The 17330-nt window shown below is 41.9% G+C and carries 14 protein-coding genes; 8 read left to right on the top strand and 6 right to left on the bottom strand.

Translation table 11 applies throughout. The annotated features are described in order from the left end of the window. Window positions 1–638 precede the first annotated feature (638 nt). Entirely contained in the window at window positions 639–980 is a 342-nt protein-coding gene (locus AB204_RS13410) for an SH3 domain-containing protein (RefSeq protein ID WP_047963873.1), read from the top strand. Window positions 981–1079: 99 nt separating this feature from the next. Next, window positions 1080–2048, top strand: a complete 969-nt coding sequence (locus AB204_RS13415) for a threo-3-hydroxy-L-aspartate ammonia-lyase (protein ID WP_047963874.1) — start codon at window positions 1080–1082, stop codon at window positions 2046–2048. 228 nt (window positions 2049–2276) lie between these two features. Here AB204_RS13415 and prpR read toward each other — a convergent pair whose 3' ends face one another. Then, window positions 2277–3932: a propionate catabolism operon regulatory protein PrpR gene (gene prpR / locus AB204_RS13420; protein ID WP_047963875.1), complete on the bottom strand. Its 1656-nt coding sequence runs from the start codon at window positions 3930–3932 to the stop codon at window positions 2277–2279. Between the two features lie 311 nt (window positions 3933–4243). Between prpR and prpB the strand changes: the two genes are divergently transcribed. The 4 genes from prpB (at window position 4244) to AB204_RS13440 (ending at window position 9822) form a co-directional block, all read left to right on the top strand. Beyond that, on the top strand, window positions 4244–5128 hold the full coding sequence (gene prpB / locus AB204_RS13425; RefSeq protein WP_047963876.1) for a methylisocitrate lyase: 885 nt from the start codon (window positions 4244–4246) through the stop codon (window positions 5126–5128). A 14-nt stretch (window positions 5129–5142) separates the two neighbouring features. Beyond that, on the top strand, window positions 5143–6318 hold the full coding sequence (gene prpC, locus AB204_RS13430; protein WP_047963877.1) for a bifunctional 2-methylcitrate synthase/citrate synthase: 1176 nt from the start codon (window positions 5143–5145) through the stop codon (window positions 6316–6318). A gap of 33 nt (window positions 6319–6351) precedes the next feature. After that, window positions 6352–7803: a bifunctional 2-methylcitrate dehydratase/aconitate hydratase gene (locus tag AB204_RS13435; protein ID WP_047963878.1), complete on the top strand. Its 1452-nt coding sequence runs from the start codon at window positions 6352–6354 to the stop codon at window positions 7801–7803. 132 nt (window positions 7804–7935) lie between these two features. Further along, on the top strand, window positions 7936–9822 hold the full coding sequence (locus AB204_RS13440) for a propionate--CoA ligase (protein WP_047963879.1): 1887 nt from the start codon (window positions 7936–7938) through the stop codon (window positions 9820–9822). A gap of 353 nt (window positions 9823–10175) precedes the next feature. Here AB204_RS13440 and AB204_RS13445 read toward each other — a convergent pair whose 3' ends face one another. Both AB204_RS13445 and AB204_RS13450 read right to left on the bottom strand, forming a co-directional pair. Continuing rightward, window positions 10176–11003: a hypothetical protein gene (locus AB204_RS13445; RefSeq protein WP_047963880.1), complete on the bottom strand. Its 828-nt coding sequence runs from the start codon at window positions 11001–11003 to the stop codon at window positions 10176–10178. 239 nt (window positions 11004–11242) lie between these two features. After that, window positions 11243–11872, bottom strand: coding sequence for a glutathione S-transferase family protein (locus AB204_RS13450; protein ID WP_047963881.1), 630 nt, complete (start codon window positions 11870–11872; stop codon window positions 11243–11245). A gap of 625 nt (window positions 11873–12497) precedes the next feature. Here AB204_RS13450 and AB204_RS13455 point away from each other — a divergent pair. Next, the gene (locus AB204_RS13455; RefSeq protein WP_047963882.1) at window positions 12498–13058 is read left to right on the top strand and encodes a cytochrome b; all 561 of its coding nucleotides are present in this window, start codon (window positions 12498–12500) and stop codon (window positions 13056–13058) included. An 18-nt stretch (window positions 13059–13076) separates the two neighbouring features. Beyond that, complete coding sequence (locus AB204_RS13460) at window positions 13077–13673, top strand: YceI family protein (RefSeq protein ID WP_047963883.1); 597 nt, start codon at window positions 13077–13079, stop codon at window positions 13671–13673. A 104-nt stretch (window positions 13674–13777) separates the two neighbouring features. On the opposite strand, the gene AB204_RS13465 is transcribed toward AB204_RS13460, so the two are convergent. The 3 genes from AB204_RS13465 to pvcA are packed head-to-tail and all read right to left on the bottom strand — an operon-like array spanning window position 13778 to window position 17005. Then, a complete protein-coding gene (locus tag AB204_RS13465; RefSeq protein WP_047963884.1) occupies window positions 13778–15064 on the bottom strand; it encodes a rhabduscin glycosyltransferase in 1287 nt (428 codons plus the stop codon). Between the two features lie 30 nt (window positions 15065–15094). Continuing rightward, window positions 15095–15967 carry a tyrosine isonitrile desaturase/decarboxylase gene (gene pvcB / locus AB204_RS13470; protein WP_047963885.1) on the bottom strand — a complete coding sequence of 291 codons (873 nt, stop codon included), beginning with the start codon at window positions 15965–15967 and terminating at the stop codon, window positions 15095–15097. Window positions 15968–16000: 33 nt separating this feature from the next. Continuing rightward, window positions 16001–17005 (bottom strand): L-tyrosine isonitrile synthase, encoded by a 1005-nt coding sequence (pvcA, locus tag AB204_RS13475; RefSeq protein ID WP_047963886.1) that lies wholly within the window; start codon window positions 17003–17005, stop codon window positions 16001–16003. Between the last annotated feature and the right edge of the window lie 325 nt (window positions 17006–17330).

Genomic DNA, 17330 nt, shown 5'->3' on the forward strand with positions numbered 1-17330 from the left:
AGATTCAATTGAGAGGAGGGAAGATGGATAAAATCCATATTATATGCAGCAGATAATTCTGAATGTTCTTTGGTATTAACACTTTTTTCCTCTGCCAAAGCAGTGGAAGTCCATAAACAAGATAAAACCGCTAAGATTGTGCCAGATATCATATTCATCATTTTCATACTGTTCTCCTTATGATGAAATTATTAAAAATATCACTTAATAAATATTTTTGATTGGTTATTAATTCACCTTTTATGGAGCACTGAAATGATAGTTGCTAATAACAACAAGATATTGCACCGCTATCAAACTTAGATTATAAATAACCTCCTTTTTTTATCCTCAACAAAAATAGTAAAGAATGCGAGGCATTTTAATATAAAGGTAAAATTGTAATACCAATAAGAAATAAGTGATTTACAATAAAATTGCCAACCATCACAATTATAGGAAACAACCCTTTCAGATACATTTAGATCATATTATTCTAAATAAACTCTTCCTTTAATATTATTGATAATCTAATGATTTAACTGGAGAAGATATGGATATACCTCCGTTGTTTTTCAACTTGCAGCTTTGTTGATAGTATTTTGAAATCCATTTATTAGATATAGCTCTCCAATTATCAAAATAGTTCAGGAGTGAAAATGCTAAGAAAAGGTATTGTTATCCGTGATTATGTTAGTGCTTACCCGAATCCGATAAAATTACAGGTTGGGGATGTCGTTTCAGTTAGTTATAGTGACCTTGAATATCCTTATTGGGTTTGGACAACTGATTCTTCAAATATCAGTGGTTGGGTTCCTCAACAAATTTTACATTTTATTCCTCCTAATAAAGCAATATGTCGCGAGAATTATACAGCTCATGAACTAACAGTTAAAACAGGGGAATATCTCTATCTGGAAAGTACCTTAAACGGCTGGTATTGGGCGCATAAAGAATCAGGAGAAACTGGCTGGATACCACAAGAATATATTAATACTTAGGAAATATTATGATGATAAAAATCATCTTAGCATTAACTGCAACTTGAAAGATTCAGAGTACAAATAAAAAGGCATCACTGAGCACAGGAGGCTCATATAATGAAGTTTATTCCTGATTACAATGCTATTTCTGAAGCCCATTCCCATATTACGCAATATATCAACAAGACTCCCGTTTTCACCTCAACGACAGTCAACGAAATTTTTAACGCACAGGTCTATTTCAAGTGTGAAAATTATCAAAAAATGGGCGCATTCAAATTTCGTGGGGCCATGAATGCCCTATGCCAATTCAGTGATGAGCAGAAAAAAGCGGGAGTTATTGCTTTTTCATCCGGCAATCATGCACAAGCAATCGCATTAGCGGCCAAGTTACTGAATATTTCAGCAACCATTGTCATGCCTCAGGATGCACCCCAAGCCAAAGTGACAGCGACCAGAGATTATGGTGGTAAGGTTATTTTCTACGACAGATATACAGAAGATCGCGAAGAAATAGGCCGTCATTTGGCAGAAAAGCATGGTATGACTCTTATTCCACCTTTCGATCATCCACATATCATTGCTGGTCAAGGGACTGCCGCTAAGGAATTGTTTGAAGAAGTCGGCGAGTTAGATGCCCTGTTTATTCCCCTCGGCGGTGGTGGTTTATTGTCTGGATCTGCACTTTCTGCGGCTCATTTATCGCCAACATGCCGGGTTTTTGGTGTCGAGCCTGCCGCCGGTAATGATGGGCAACAATCCTTTAAAAAAGGGGAAATTGTTCATATCGAAACCCCAAAAACTATCGCAGATGGCGCACAAACACAGCATTTGGGACAGCACACGTTTACTATCATTCGGCATTTAGTTGAAGATATTCTGACTGCATCAGATGAAGAACTGATCGACGCCATGCATTTTTTAGCAGAGCGAATGAAAACCGTTGTCGAGCCTACCGGGTGTTTAGGTTTTGCTGCTGCAAAAGCGATGCGGGAACAATTAAAGGGGCAACGTATCGGGATTATTTTGAGTGGCGGAAATATCGATATAAAGCGATATGCGAATTTACTGGCGAATAAGAACTAATTAATGGTTATTATTCATCTATCAACCTAATTGGCATTGATAAAACAGGGAGTTTGTCATTATGATAATTGAGTTAACAAACTTAATGACAGCTCCTTATTAAATTATTAATAGCAGTAATGGAAAGAATCTTAAAACACATTGTTATCTGCATGACTCCAAGGCATATATTCAGATAACAAAACTACCGCTCGAAAATTTGTAATTCATAAAGTTTAACGCATTTTTTTAATTATTTTCTCTCTCCTGCTTCAATCTCCGCCATAATGTCGTGCGGCTAATACCCAAATATTCCGCAGCCGCCCGTCGATTACCTGAAAATCTCGCGACAATATCATGCACTGGAGAAACGCTTTCAATCAGAGGAAATGGCTCTATCTGAACAAATTTCGGGTTGCTGTTGGCAGTACGTATATCAATCTGCCGCTCTGGTGAAAGTGATAATATCAATGCAGGTGTCAAAGCTTGTTCAGGATGGGCGCTCAAATACAGTGCTACCCGTTCCATCAAATTCCGCAGTTCACGAACATTTCCCGGCCAGTCATAAGACTGTAATGCTTCGTCACACGCAGCAAGTTCCCTGACTCTCGAAGATGAAACAGGTAAGTTAAGTGCAGCAAATGCCCGTTGTAAGTATTCCAGCGCCAATAAACTGATATCTCTTCCCCTTTCCCGTAGAGCCGGTATGTTAATCCGCAATACACTCAAACGGTAGAACAAATCTGCCCGAAAACGCCCTTCTCTTACCCATGTATCCAAATCGCAGTGCGTAGCACAAATGATGCGAACATCAACCGCAATTGGGCGATATCCCCCTACCCTGACGACAGATTTTTCTTCTAATACCCGCAATAACCGGGTTTGCAACGGTAACGGCATTTCGCCAATTTCATCCAGAAATAACGTTCCCCTGTGCGCAACTTCAAACAATCCGGCCCGCCCGCCACGTCGGGAACCCGTAAAAGCGCCTTCTTCATAGCCAAATAATTCAGCTTCCAATAAAGATTCTGTAATCGCCCCACAATTAACAGCCACAAACGGCCGGGGATGCTTGCCTGCCAACTGACCATAACGCAAGGTATATTCATGGTGGAGAGCCTGTGCCACCAGCTCTTTTCCTGTCCCGCTTTCTCCCTGAATTAAAACCGTAGCCACCGAACGGGCATACAGCATGATCGTATTGCGCACATGTTCTACCGCAGCAGAATTTCCCCTGATATCACTGATTGTATGACGAGTACGTAGTTTATCCTCCGTAGGATAAGGTGAAATCACAGCCTGACTCAGCTTGGTCATTCTGGCCATTTCCAACGCATCTTGAAATGCCAGCCGGATAGAATCGGCAGAATAGACAAAAACTCCCACCAGCTCGGCTTCATAAGCAAGATCAGTAATTAACCCTGCACCAACGATGACTTTGATACCCATCGCTTTCAAAGCATTTACCTGTGCTCTGGCGTCTTCTTCCGTCACATAACTGCGTTGTTCGATACGCAAGTTGAAGCTCTGCTGAAATTCTTCTAATACAGGTTGGGGATTTTGGTAAGTAATGACGCCAATCCGGGAGCTAATTTGCCAGGCACGGGCCAATGCCTGCATAAAATCAAACCCACTGGCTTTCGCGATAATCACAGGCACAGATAAGCGGCTTTTCAAATATGCGCCATTAGAACCCGCACAAATAACAGCATCACAATGTTCTGTTTCCAAACGCTTGCGAATATGTTGCACTGCACGTTCAAAACCCAATTGAATCGGGGTGATATCAGCCTGATGATCAAATTCCGGCGTAATATCGCGAAAAAGATCAAAAAGTCTGGAAACGGAGACGGTCCAGATCACGGGTTTACTGTTATCACGCTCACCTGCATGTACTGACGCCATATTTCCCCCATTTTTCTTTCAATGAGTGCAATCCAACCATTAATTTCACCTAATGTTTCATCTATCAAGAGTGAAACACATATGAAACATAAACGATTCAAAATGAAACGAGTATACATTATAACCAACAGGAAACCAGCCATCACACCATAAAACAGAAACCACATATCCATTTGATTAAAAATAAAAAAATATCACTTTAATCATATTATTCCTTGATTTTTCATCTTATTTTAAATTTTTGGCATCAACCTTGCTTTAATAACAAAACAATACAAATTGGTTTCATTTTAGTAACAGTGAGGTTATGTATGGCATTTTCTTCTGCCGGTTTGGCTTTTCGTCAAGCAATAGAAGCCGAATCTCCGTTACAAGTGGTCGGAACCATCAATGCAAACCATGCATTGCTTGCGAAAAGAGCAGGTTACAAGGCCATTTATCTTTCAGGTGGTGGTGTTTCAGCAGGCTCACTGGGGCTGCCAGATTTGGGCATCTCTACGTTGGATGATGTATTAACTGATATCCGCCGCATTACAGATGTCTGTGATTTACCGTTGCTCGTGGATGCCGATATCGGATTCGGTTCTTCTGCATTTAATGTCGCCCGCTCCGTTCGTTCTATTATTAAAGCAGGTGCTGCGGGAATTCATATTGAAGATCAAGTCGGTGCTAAACGTTGTGGTCATCGCCCAAATAAGGAAATTGTTTCTAAAGAGGAGATGGTAGACCGCATCAAGGCTGCCGTTGATGCCCGTACCGATGCGGATTTCGTCATTATGGCCCGCACCGATGCACTCGCAGTGGAAGGGCTGGATGCCGCCCTCGAAAGAGCTGCGGCTTATATTGAAGCAGGCGCGGATATGCTGTTCCCGGAAGCTATCACAGAACTGCCTATGTATAAGGAATTTTCATCCAGAACTCAGGTTCCCATTTTAGCGAATATTACCGAGTTCGGTGCGACACCACTCTTTACTGTCGAAGAATTGAGAAGTGTCGGTGTCGCCATTGCCCTCTACCCACTATCTGCATTCCGGGCTATGAATAAAGCGGCTGAGCAGGTCTATGCCTCTTTGCGTCGCGATGGCACACAAAAGAACGTCATCGATATGATGCAAACCCGTAATGAACTTTATGAAAGCATCAACTACTACGCTTTTGAACGAAAACTGGACGCCCTGTTTTCTCAGAAAAAATAGCAAAGGTGATACTCATGAATCAACAGAATATAACAGCGGGATCTCCTGAAACAACTGCATTAAAACCGAAAAAATCCGTTGCCCTCTCCGGCATTACAGCAGGCAACACAGCGCTTTGTACAGTAGGGAAAAACGGTAACGATTTACATTACCGTGGTTATGATATTCTCGATTTGGCTGCCCGTTGTGAGTTTGAAGAAATAGCCTATCTGCTCATCCACGATAAACTCCCTTCCCGCGCAGAATTAACATCCTATAAAGCCAAATTAAAAGCCCTGCGTGGCCTGCCCAGTAGCGTTAAAGCTGCATTGGAAGCTTTGCCGGCAGTAGCGCACCCGATGGATGTGATGCGCACGGGGGTCTCTGTTCTGGGTTGTACCCTGCCGGAAAAAGAAGATCATAACGTTACAGGCGCCCGTGATATCGCAGATCGCTTGCTGGCATCGCTCAGTTCGATACTACTTTATTGGTATCACTACAGCCATAATGGACGCCGCATTGAAGTTGAAACCAATGATGATTCCATTGGCGGGCATTTTCTCCATCTCCTGCATGGTCAAAAACCGCGTGAATCATGGGAAAAGGCAATGCACACCTCTTTAATCTTGTATGCCGAGCATGAATTTAATGCTTCCACCTTTACCAGCCGTGTGATTGCCGGCACAGGATCAGATACTTACTCTGCTATTATCGGGGGCATTGGTGCCCTGCGCGGGTCAAAGCATGGTGGGGCCAATGAGGTTTCATTTGAAATCCAGCAGCGTTATGACACGCCAGATCAGGCTGAGGCCGATATTCTTACCCGTCTGGAGAGAAAAGAGGTCATCATCGGTTTTGGTCATCCGGTTTATACCGTTTCTGATCCTCGCCATAAGGTGATTAAAGAGATTTCCCTGAAGCTTTCTCAAGAAGCAGGTACAGCTCAGATGTATGACATCGCAGACCGAATCGAATCTGTCATGTGGGATAACAAAAAAATGTTCCCGAATGTCGATTGGTTTTCTGCGGTGTCCTATCACATGATGGGCGTCCCTACGGCCATGTTTACTCCACTGTTTGTCATTGCCCGTACTTCCGGTTGGGCGGCACATATTATTGAACAACGCATTGATAACAAAATTATTCGTCCTTCGGCTAACTATACCGGCCCTGAGAATTTGACATTTATACCGATTGATCAACGTAAATAGCTTAATTTACAAATAATGACTTAAGGATTAATTATGTCTACCTCTGTTGTTAACAACCGTCCTGATTACGATCAGGTGATTGTGGATATTGTGGATTATGTCATGGATTACGTCATAACATCCCCGATTGCTTACGCCACAGCCCATCATTGCCTTCTAGATACCTTGGGCTGCGGATTGGAAGCGCTGGAATATCCCGCCTGTACAAAACTATTGGGGCCTGTTGTGCCGGGAACGATTGTGCCTGATGGTGCTCGCGTACCGGGAACTCAATTTCAGCTCGATCCTGTTCAGGCTGCATTCAACATTGGTGCAATGATTCGCTGGCTGGATTTTAATGACACCTGGCTGGCGGCTGAGTGGGGACATCCTTCTGATAATCTTGGCGGCATCCTTGCCACTGCCGACTGGTTATCCAGAAATGCGGTTGCCCAAGGAGAAAAGCCTCTCACTATGCGGGATGTACTGACAGCCATGATTAAGGCGCATGAAATTCAAGGCTGTCTGGCATTGGAAAATGCCTTCAATAAAGTCGGGCTGGATCATGTGGTCTTGGTCAAAATCGCCTCCACGGCCGTAGTCGCTCAAATGCTGGGTTTGACGCGTGAGGAAATCTTAAATGCAGTTTCATTGGCTTGGGTTGACGGACAATCCCTGAGAACCTACCGCCATGCCCCCAATACCGGCTCCCGCAAATCCTGGGCGGCGGGAGATGCCACTTCCCGCGCAGTGCGTCTGGCATTGATGGCGCAAAAGGGCGAAATGGGATACCCCTCCGTATTAACAGCAAAAACATGGGGATTTTATGATGTTCTGTTCAATGGTCAGCCATTCAAATTCCAGCGTCCTTATGGTTCTTATGTGATGGAAAATGTGCTGTTTAAAATCTCTTTTCCCGCAGAATTCCACTCACAAACCGCCGTAGAAGCGGCAATGAGCCTGCATCAACAACTGAAAAAACTTGGAAAATGTGTTGAAGACATCGCCAGAATCACTATCCGCACCCATGAAGCCTGCATCAGAATCATCGATAAACAAGGCCCATTGAACAATCCGGCAGACAGGGACCACTGCATTCAATATATGGTTGCCATCCCACTGATTTTTGGCCGCCTGACAGCAGCGGATTATGAGGATGATATCGCCGTTGATCCTCGCATTGATGCCTTACGGGAAAAAATAATCTGCGTCGAAGATCCTGATTTTACCCGTGATTATCATGCCCCTGAAAAACGCTCTATTGCCAATGCGTTGACTCTGGTATTTACCGATGGAACTCAGCTTGATGAAGTGAAGGTCGAATTCCCGATTGGGCACGCTCGCCGCCGAAAAGATGGCATCCCGCTGTTAGAAGAAAAATTTAAAACTAATCTGGCGCGTCAATTCCCGAAAGAGCAACAACAAAAAATTCTGGCGGTATCTCTTGACTTCATGTCATTGAAAGATATTCCTGTGAACGAATACCTCGATTTGTACGTTATATAATCTATATATATCCAATTAATTTTAAGCTGCATCACAACTAAAAAAACAGCAGCTTGAAATGATGAAAGGCATGGCCATTGGCGGTTCTGGCTCCAGAAACCGCCTCTCATCTGCATAACGCGAGGAGAGATTATGTCATTCCAAAATTTCTATCAGCATTCGATTGATGATCCCAATGCCTTTTGGGCTGAACAAGCCAAACGGATACATTGGCAACAGCCTTTTGAGCAAGCTCTCGATCACAGTCATCCTCCCTTTGCCCGTTGGTTCTGCGGGGGTAAAACTAATCTTTGCTATAACGCATTGGATCGCTGGCTGGAAAGTCAACCCGATGCTAAGGCGCTGATTGCCATTTCAACCGAGACGGGCAGTGAGCGCGTTTTCACCTATCAGGAGTTACATCAGGAAGTGAACCGAGCTGCCGCCATAATGCTGTCACTCGGTGTAAAAAAAGGCGATCGCGTCGTTGTTTATATGCCAATGGTGGCCGAAGCCCTGTTTATTTTGCTGGCCTGCGCACGCATTGGTGCAATTCATTCGGTGGTATTTGGCGGCTTTGCTTCCCATAGTCTTGCCACCCGATTAGATAACGCTGAGCCGACTCTGGTTGTTTCTGCGGATGCCGGTTCACGCGGAGGTAAAATCATCCCCTATAAACCGCTGCTGGATGAAGCCATTGAGTTGGCCAATCATACCCCACGCCATGTACTGATGGTAAACCGTGGGCTGGCTGAGATTAATTGGGTGGAAGATAGAGATGTCGATTTCGCCACATTACGACAAGAACATCTGGCTGCGAACGTTCCCGTTACATGGCTTGAATCCAATGAAACATCCTGTGTGCTCTATACGTCAGGCACAACCGGGACTCCCAAAGGCGTACAACGAGATGTCGGCGGTTATGCCGTGGCACTGGCGACATCCATGGATGTTATTTTTGGCGGTAAGGCCGGTGGCGTTTTCTTTTGCACATCTGATATCGGCTGGGTTGTCGGGCATTCCTATATTATCTACGCACCTCTGATCGCGGGTATGGCAACTATCATGTATGAAGGGCTACCAATACGCCCGGATGCCAGTATTTGGTGGCAAATTGTCGAAAAATACCAAGTTACCAGAATGTTTTCTGCTCCAACTGCAATCCGTGTCCTCAAAAAATACCCTACGGATTATATTGCTAAATATGATATTTCATCACTGGAAACACTCTATTTGGCAGGAGAGCCGCTGGATGAACATACTGCCCGCTGGATTACCGAAACCATCAATGTACCTGTGATTGATAATTACTGGCAAACCGAAACTGGCTGGCCGATTATGGCAATCGCACGCAGTTTGGACGATCGACCAAACCGTTTTGGCAGTACAGGGTTCCCTATGTATGGTTTCAACGTCAAGCTGATCAACGAACTGACCGGTCAGGAATGTGGCGCTAACGAAAAGGGAATGCTGGTTATCAAAGGCCCTCTTCCCCCCGGTTGTATCCAGACCATCTATAGAGACGATACCCGTTTTATCAATACGTACTGGAAAAGTTTTGATCAACAAGTCTACTCAACATTTGACTGGGGGATCCGTGACAGCGACGGTTACTATTTTATTCTGGGTCGTTCTGATGATGTCATTAATGTTTCAGGCCATCGTCTGGGAACACGAGAAATTGAAGAATGCATCGCCAGCCATGAAGACGTGGCAGAAGTTGCGGTGATTGGTATCAAAGATGAAGTAAAAGGACAAACAGCGGTTGCTTTTGCTGTTCTCAAGGAAGGGCGGGAAATCCAGAATGCAGACCATTTTGCTGCGTTGGAAAAAGCACTAATGGCATTGGTGGATAAAAAAATCGGCAGTGTTGGACGCCCGGCACGTGTCTATTTTGTGACTCAATTACCAAAAACTCGTTCAGGAAAAATGCTTCGCCGCACTATGCAAGCTATTTGTGAAGGACGTGAGCCAAGTGATATTGCCTTGATTGAGAACCCTGCTTCGCTGGATGTCATTCGGGATGCGGTTTTCCATTAAAAAAACAGATGGAGGATATGCTCAATGACAACAACTAATATTTGGTATGGCCTGAGCACAGATCATCCATGCGACATGGGCCATACCAAGTATTCTGACCGCCAGTAATTTCCTTATCCATTAAAATTATTACCCTCATTTTTGTAAAATGATACAGCGCTATCTCAATCCAATACGATGCTTTTAATATAATGCCTCTTTTGTTTAGCTCATATTTAATGATGTGGAGTTAAGATACATTTGTACTACATTTTCCCAGCTACTTTTACCCATTCCCGCTCCGTTCCTACACGGAGCTTTTTTTTATCCATATTAATTTTTTATTAATTCATTGGGTACAGGCACGAAGCCGGTTACAAGTGACTCACAAAATAACGATATAAACGAGCTGCTCTTTCTGGTGGAAGTTCAAGAATTTTTTTATTCATATGAATATACATGTCACAACTTTTTACTTTATCAGTACTGCCACTTTGCAGGGATTCCAACAAAGTAATATCGTCACCATATTTCTGCGCCAGATCAAACTTCACTGTTTCCAGATCTTGTAAAACAAGTTCACCATCTTCTACTGAAAATTGGCGTTTTTTCCCATCATAAGAGGCGATCAGCATCTCTCTGTCAGCTTGCAGCCGCTGTTTATACAATTCTTTTGGAAAGGATTTTGCTATTTTTTCTATATCGGAAAAATTTTCGTTCATTGTTGGAAAAATAAAATTAAAACATTGTTCAGCATTTTTTTGCTGTAGAAACTCCATTTGTTTAACTATCACACTTGCCTGAGAAATAATATTTTCATCAGGAGCAAACAAAAAACGGCTATCGAGCAATGCAAGAATTTTATTTAAAATTACCAATTCTATTTCATCATTACTCTTCCCTTCTTTCTTTAATGTCAAAATTTCCTGTTTAAGTTCATCATAAACTTTTGGATCTTTGTCTCTAATCGTAAGGAAAATAGGCAAATCAATTTTTTTCATCACAGACTCCATTCCATCAATGACAGAATCATTTTGACCTTTCAATACCTTAAAATAAAACAAATTCCAACCTGACATGGCAACTAAGAAAATAACAGTGGAAACTGTTTTACTAATCAGCCCTTTATTTCCCATAAACCAAAAAATACCACCGACAACACCACCAAAAACAGTGCTAAAAACAATACCATGCCAATCCATTTTTATCCTTTCCTCTCTGTAAAGATGAGAAAATATTATCCATAAAAACACATAAACAAGCACTCATTTATCAAAATAACTTTAAATAAAATAAAAATAATCACTCAATTTATAATAATCATAAATAATTAAAAATACATACAATCACCAAATAAATGAATTATCAAAAATAGGGAACTAAAAGTACCCTGTGTGATTATTTTCGGATTTATAAAACAAGATTTATAAAACAATGTGGGTTAATGCGTTATTTCAGGTTCTTTTATAGCAGCCTCTGTCCACTCTACCATCGCAGGATGTTTCAGTATGCGATCAATCCACTGCTGACTAATAACGGAAAATTTCAACCCATAGGTTCGGGCACGTAAAGCCACTGGCGCATAAAACGCATCAACAGCAGTAAATTTATCTCCCGCCAGCCATTCACCGCCAAATTTAGCCAACCCTTCTGACCAAAGAGCATCAATTCGGTCAATATCACATTGCAACTCAGGCGTAATTTCAGGCAACTCAGCTCGAACGGAACAATTCATTGAGCAAATTTGGCGTAATGTAGCAAATCCAGAGTGCATTTCTGCCGCAGCACTTCTCGCCCATGCTCTGGCTATTTTATCTGATGGCCAGACCTGAGCGTGATCCTCTGCAATATATTCCGCAATCGCTAACGAATCCCAAACCGTAATATTTTCATCAATCAGGCAAGGAACCAACCCTGTCGGTGAGAATGCTTTGAATTTCTCATGGCTGTTTTTACCATCTTCAAAATAACTAAGCCGCTCATTAAAAGGAATATCCAACGCTTTGAGTAAAATCCACGGACGCAGTGACCAAGAAGAATAATTTTTATTGGCTATCCACAATGTATACATTGTCTCTCTCGCTTTGGTGGTAAGATGATGTGACTACACAAAAAATATTACTATACCGGCTAATAATAGGTAACAGACAAACAATAAGAATTATATTTACCCAATGAAATAATAAGCCATCTTTCTATTTTCAAGAATTATTAAACATTCGCAAATATAAAGAAACTCAAAAAAAAACATAATTGACAGCTATTGCTCCTAAAATTATATTAACCACACCAAAAACCAAAATGATTAGATATAAGAAATAACCAAAAGAAATATACAAAACAAAAAACTCATCTTAATTTCATCTAAAATAGTATAACTTAATTTTATCATTGATAAATTTTGACATTCTTAAACAAATTATTTGTTTAAAATTCACTAAAATAAAATTTAATTTTTATCTACTATAATATACAAACTTTTTAACTAAAAACCTGTTCCAGATAGTCGTTTATTATTCCACCAGTTTGGACACGGCCGTACACAGAAACCAGAACGTACATATAGTGTACGTGAGGATTCCGAGCACAGCCCAGATTCAAAATAGCGGATAAAATAGCCTAATTGGACAGGCTCTAATACTTATGACGCTTTTAGGGTGCTGGTAGATTTAGTTGTTCAAAAATAAGGATACAGTATGCTATTAAAAAATACTTCCACACGCTTTGGTCATATTTCTGTTTTAATCCATTGGTTAGTCGCCCTTGCCGTTTACGGGATGTTTGGCCTTGGATTATGGATGGTGACATTAAGCTATTACGATACCTGGTATCATCGCGCACCGGAACTTCATAAGAGTATCGGCATATTTCTTTTCATTGTCATGGCCGTTCGGGTCATATGGCGATTTATTTCTCCCCCACCAAAACCACTGGCAAGTTATAGCCTCTTTACACGCATCAGCTCAATACTTGTTCATTTAACGCTCTATATTGTTCTGTTTGGCATTTTAATCAGCGGTTACCTGATTTCTACCGCAGATGGTGAAGCTATTAGTGTTTTTGGGTGGTTTGAAATCCCTGCCACTCTTACAGAACAAGGAATACAGGCTGATACTGCCGGTGTTATCCATCTTTATTTTGCCTGGATTGTTGTAGTGATTTCGCTACTACATGGGCTGGCGGCATTAAAACATCACTTTATTGACCGCGATATCACTTTAAAAAGAATGTTTGGTTGTAATCCCGATAAGAAATAATTTTTGGAGAATTATTACATGGTTAATAAGACTGTACTGAAAAAAGCACTAATCGGCCTGACAGCAGGCGTTTTATTGATAGGCACCAGCTCAGCAATGGCTGCTAACTATAAAATCGATACTGCCGGTCAGCATGCCTTTATTGAATTTCGCATTCAACATTTGGGTATAAGCTGGCTTCACGGTGGCTTCAGAAAATTTGACGGCAAATTCACGTTTGATGCCCAAAATCCTGCCGCAGATAAAGTTAATGTCATTATTAAAACAAACAGCGTTGATACGAATCATGCTGAGCGTGACAAGCACTTACGCAGCCCTGATTTTTTGAATACGGCAAAATATCCAGAAGCTAAGTTCACGTCAACTGAGGTGAAAAAAACAGGGGAAAACTACACCATCATCGGTGATTTGACATTAAATGGCGTCACCAAGCCAGTAACACTGAACGCCAAATTAACCGGGGAAGGCAATGACCCTTGGGGCGGATACCGTGCAGGCTTTGAAGCTAACGGAAAAATCAAATTGAAAGATTTTAATATTAAAGGCGATTTGGGGCCAAAAAGTCAGGAAGTCGAGTTAGTCATTTCTGTTGAAGGTGTGAGAGAAAAAGCTTAATCGTGAAAGAACGCGGTAAAATAAATATACCGCGTTCTGTTTTCATGTTTTATGGCGTCATAACCGATAGATATCGATTATCTACATCATACTTTAGTGACACATCATGCTGATTGAGCAATCAATTCATCAACATGGCGTGTGATCGATTCCAAAGCATTATGAGCTGCATAATCTGCCTTAATAATCTGTGCCTGCTGATGCCATATAGGAGAGGATAATATCCTTGTCACTGCCTGATATAGCTGTTGCTCACTTGGTGTGTCAGTATGCAGGCTGATGCCACAACGTGACCAGATTACGCGAGCAACCGCTTCCAATTTACCATCCCCTGTTCCTGCAACCACCAGCGGAACACCATGACGAATAGCGGAATTCAGTGAACCATAACCCCCATTAGTAATGAAAACTGATGCACGAGGAAGCCAATGTTCAAAATTGAGATATTCCACCACCCTGGCATTTTCCGGAATTTCTTCTCCCAGTTTGTCAAAAGAACGACCGCCTGTAATCGCCAAGACCCGAACTGGCAAGTTTGCCAGTGCACGCAATGCAGGCAACAACAACTGGCTAAAATCAACATTTGCCAGTGTTCCCTGAGTCACCAGAATCAACGGCAGGCTTTCATCCGGCCAATTTATCTGAGTGTTATCATCCTCCACTTTCACACCCAATGATCCGATAAACTCCACCGTTTCAGGCAAATCATCACGGGAAAATTCAAATGACTGAGTTGCCAGTTGCAAGAAACGATCCACACCGCTCATCAAAACATCATTGTGATCTCTGGTCAGAGGCGGACAATCTACAGCAGCCAGTGCCTGATTAAAGGCTTCCCTGACTTGTCTGATCAACTGTTGTGTTTCCTCATCCACCAATTGTTCACGAGTTAAATCGGCGGGTAACAATTCAGGCGGGATGCGAGGCCCCCAGAATATAGTATCTCTTGATGACCACGACAGTGGCGTAACACCAATGGCAATCACAGGAATACGTTCACCAGCCGATTTCTGCAATAATGGCAGTGCTGAATAAAATGTATTGTCGATAATCAAAAGGTCAGCTTGTTCTTCTTCAAGTACCTGCATCAATTGGCTGGACAACACAGGGATAGGAGCTGCAAAATACTGCCTCACTGCCAGAGCCATCTGGGTATTTCCGGGAGAATACTCTGCCCGTTCAGGGAAGTGTTTTTCCAGACAACGATAATCAATATCCACTTGCTTATCGAAAGGAACAAAACTGGCTCCCAACGCTTCTGCCTGCTGTTGAAAAAGAGAACCAGTGAATATCGTTACATCATGACCCTGCCCGATTAAATGCTCCGTAATAGTAAATATTGGAAAAACATGGCCTGGGGTTGCAACAACGGCTAAGACAATACGAGACATTGATCAAAACTCCTTTAAAGCAACTTTTACTTAATTCGAATCTGATACTGAAATAGTGCGAAAACTGTGGTTTTCACATACAGGTTCGCCATGAATATGTACCCGCTGGATATGACGAGGAGAGCGGGAAATAAAAGCTTCACGTCCATGTAATAAAGTAAAATTATCGCTGATGGCAATATCGCCGGACTGCCATTGGTGAGAATATAAATAACGCGGATCATATAACCGCTCGTATAGCGCTTTCTCCAGTGTTTCCTGCTCTTCCTGTGATAATCCGTGCATAACTAAAGCATGATGATCGGCATATTTCTCATCTTCTTTATTCATCGGTTCATTGTAACGGAGTACCCATCGCTTACCATCCGGATGGGGACAAATCAGCGGTGAAACAACTTCTCCGCCATAATGTGTCACCTTACTTGTGCGATACGTAATCGTTATATCTTTCCATTTGGTGCGCTCGTCATCGCTGGCATCGACAATTAATTTTTCAGTATTGACGAAAGTGGTTCGCCCTCCCTGAGCAGCCTCTGGTGCAGCCACGCAGTGAAATATCTGAAATTCAGGGATTGTCTCCCTGTACATTCCATCCCAATGTAACGGTAAATTACCGCTGTCCAAAACATGATCAGAGGGTTCAGGATGTTCCATAACATCCAATACCGCACCAAATGACCACATCATGATTTCACCCCAGCGGCGGGAATATTCGGTCAACTTCTCTTTATCCGTAAAACCAGACCGGAAGCCACGCAACACAACCAACAGATGAGTGCGGGCCAATTCACGCAGGGCATCAATCTGCAATGTGCTGATATCCTGGTCAGGATAATTAGGTGTAATCAGCAGCCCAAACGGTTTTACCACTTCAATATTGCAATCAAGTTCATATGTATTCATGATTCTTTCTCTCAAATTTGGTATATCACAGTGTCATTCTGCCTGTGCTGCCTTTAGAGGGTTTGTTTGTTGATTTTCTTCAGGTATCCCATTAATCACGTAATGGCTTGGCACACCACGAATTTCGATCAGTTGTCCCTGCATCCGTTTCACTTCATCACTTTTCATCAGCACGAACTGTCCATTAATGTTGGCAGCCACACCATGCCACGGTGTCAGCCAATCATCCCGGGTCGGCATCATATGAATGCCAATTTTGATGCTGTCTACAGGTTGTGGATGAATGGAGAGACGAATGGCCAATGGGAATTGCTCCGCAAGCAGGTTCCCCCAAGCCCAACTACGCTGAATAACCCCAGCAGATCGCTGGCGTGCATCTTTTTGCAACGCATTTTTCGATCCTGTGTATTCTGGCAATAAACTATCCTCATAAAGAAAACGTGTAATAGCCCGATATAATTGAACACCTTCTTCGTTTTCTTTAAGTGTTTCCTTAATCACCTCTATTGAAGAGGCATAACGACTCACCAATAACTCACGTAGTTGATCATAATCATTGGTATATTGCGTGAGTGATTCAACATTGCCGAGATTAAAAACTGAAAGATGAGTTGCACCTAATTCTTGCAGTAACTTTTCAATTTCCAATTGATAATGAGTAATGGTGTTATCATCAACCCGAATAAGATCACTGAATACATGCCCATCAGAACAAATAACAATATTTGCTCCAGGCGGGTAATAAAGCTGAATACGCTGGCAAAGCGAATTTAAAAAAATTAATGATAACTTTTCCGCCATATCAGGCATCTTACCTAATACTTTGCGGGGATTTGGTGATTTTGTCGGAAACGCAGGCAAAATGCACTCGATGGGCTTTCCCTGTTCCACAAATGCACGAATACGCGGTAGCTGAACTTCTGAAACTCTCTTTTCTTCATATTGAAGCGAATGTTCAGATCCCGGGAAACGACGCCTATATTGTAACAATTCATGCAGAATTTTATTCGACACTTTCTCTATGTCAAAATGTTCCATAACTCTTTCCTAATTTATTACATCTACACTATAGCCAACAAAAGTTACGTTGGCAGAACGTAAATACTTATATTTATAAAATACCAACTCACTTGCTTCTTTATATAGACAAACAAAAAAATAAAAAAATATAGAATAAAAACTCATAAGATATAACCAAAGCGAAAATAAAAAACATTATGGCTTTTATCTTATTTGATTGTATTTATGACATTCCCATAAAAATCACGCAGCTAAATATATAACATTATAATTTCAAAAAATAATTAAATTTTTTAAAAAAATAATTCAACTTTTTTGACATTGAAACCTAACCTAAATAATC

The organism is Xenorhabdus khoisanae, from assembly GCF_001037465.1.
Taxonomy (GTDB): Bacteria; Pseudomonadota; Gammaproteobacteria; order Enterobacterales; family Enterobacteriaceae; genus Xenorhabdus; species Xenorhabdus khoisanae.

Excerpts from the sequence above, each read along its gene's own strand:
- AB204_RS13450 (WP_047963881.1), bottom strand. The coding sequence starts at position 11,872 with ATGTATACATTGTGGATAGCCAATAAAAATTATTCTTCTTGGTCACTG.
- AB204_RS13455 (WP_047963882.1), top strand. The coding sequence starts at position 12,498 with ATGCTATTAAAAAATACTTCCACACGCTTTGGTCATATTTCTGTTTTA.
- AB204_RS13415 (WP_047963874.1), top strand. The coding sequence starts at position 1,080 with ATGAAGTTTATTCCTGATTACAATGCTATTTCTGAAGCCCATTCCCAT.
- AB204_RS13465 (WP_047963884.1), bottom strand. The coding sequence starts at position 15,064 with ATGTCTCGTATTGTCTTAGCCGTTGTTGCAACCCCAGGCCATGTTTTT.
- AB204_RS13410 (WP_047963873.1), top strand. The coding sequence starts at position 639 with ATGCTAAGAAAAGGTATTGTTATCCGTGATTATGTTAGTGCTTACCCG.
- pvcA (WP_047963886.1), bottom strand. The coding sequence starts at position 17,005 with ATGGAACATTTTGACATAGAGAAAGTGTCGAATAAAATTCTGCATGAA.
- prpB (WP_047963876.1), top strand. The coding sequence starts at position 4,244 with ATGGCATTTTCTTCTGCCGGTTTGGCTTTTCGTCAAGCAATAGAAGCC.
- pvcB (WP_047963885.1), bottom strand. The coding sequence starts at position 15,967 with ATGAATACATATGAACTTGATTGCAATATTGAAGTGGTAAAACCGTTT.
- AB204_RS13435 (WP_047963878.1), top strand. The coding sequence starts at position 6,352 with ATGTCTACCTCTGTTGTTAACAACCGTCCTGATTACGATCAGGTGATT.
- AB204_RS13460 (WP_047963883.1), top strand. The coding sequence starts at position 13,077 with ATGGTTAATAAGACTGTACTGAAAAAAGCACTAATCGGCCTGACAGCA.
- AB204_RS13440 (WP_047963879.1), top strand. The coding sequence starts at position 7,936 with ATGTCATTCCAAAATTTCTATCAGCATTCGATTGATGATCCCAATGCC.
- prpR (WP_047963875.1), bottom strand. The coding sequence starts at position 3,932 with ATGGCGTCAGTACATGCAGGTGAGCGTGATAACAGTAAACCCGTGATC.
- AB204_RS13445 (WP_047963880.1), bottom strand. The coding sequence starts at position 11,003 with ATGGATTGGCATGGTATTGTTTTTAGCACTGTTTTTGGTGGTGTTGTC.
- prpC (WP_047963877.1), top strand. The coding sequence starts at position 5,143 with ATGAATCAACAGAATATAACAGCGGGATCTCCTGAAACAACTGCATTA.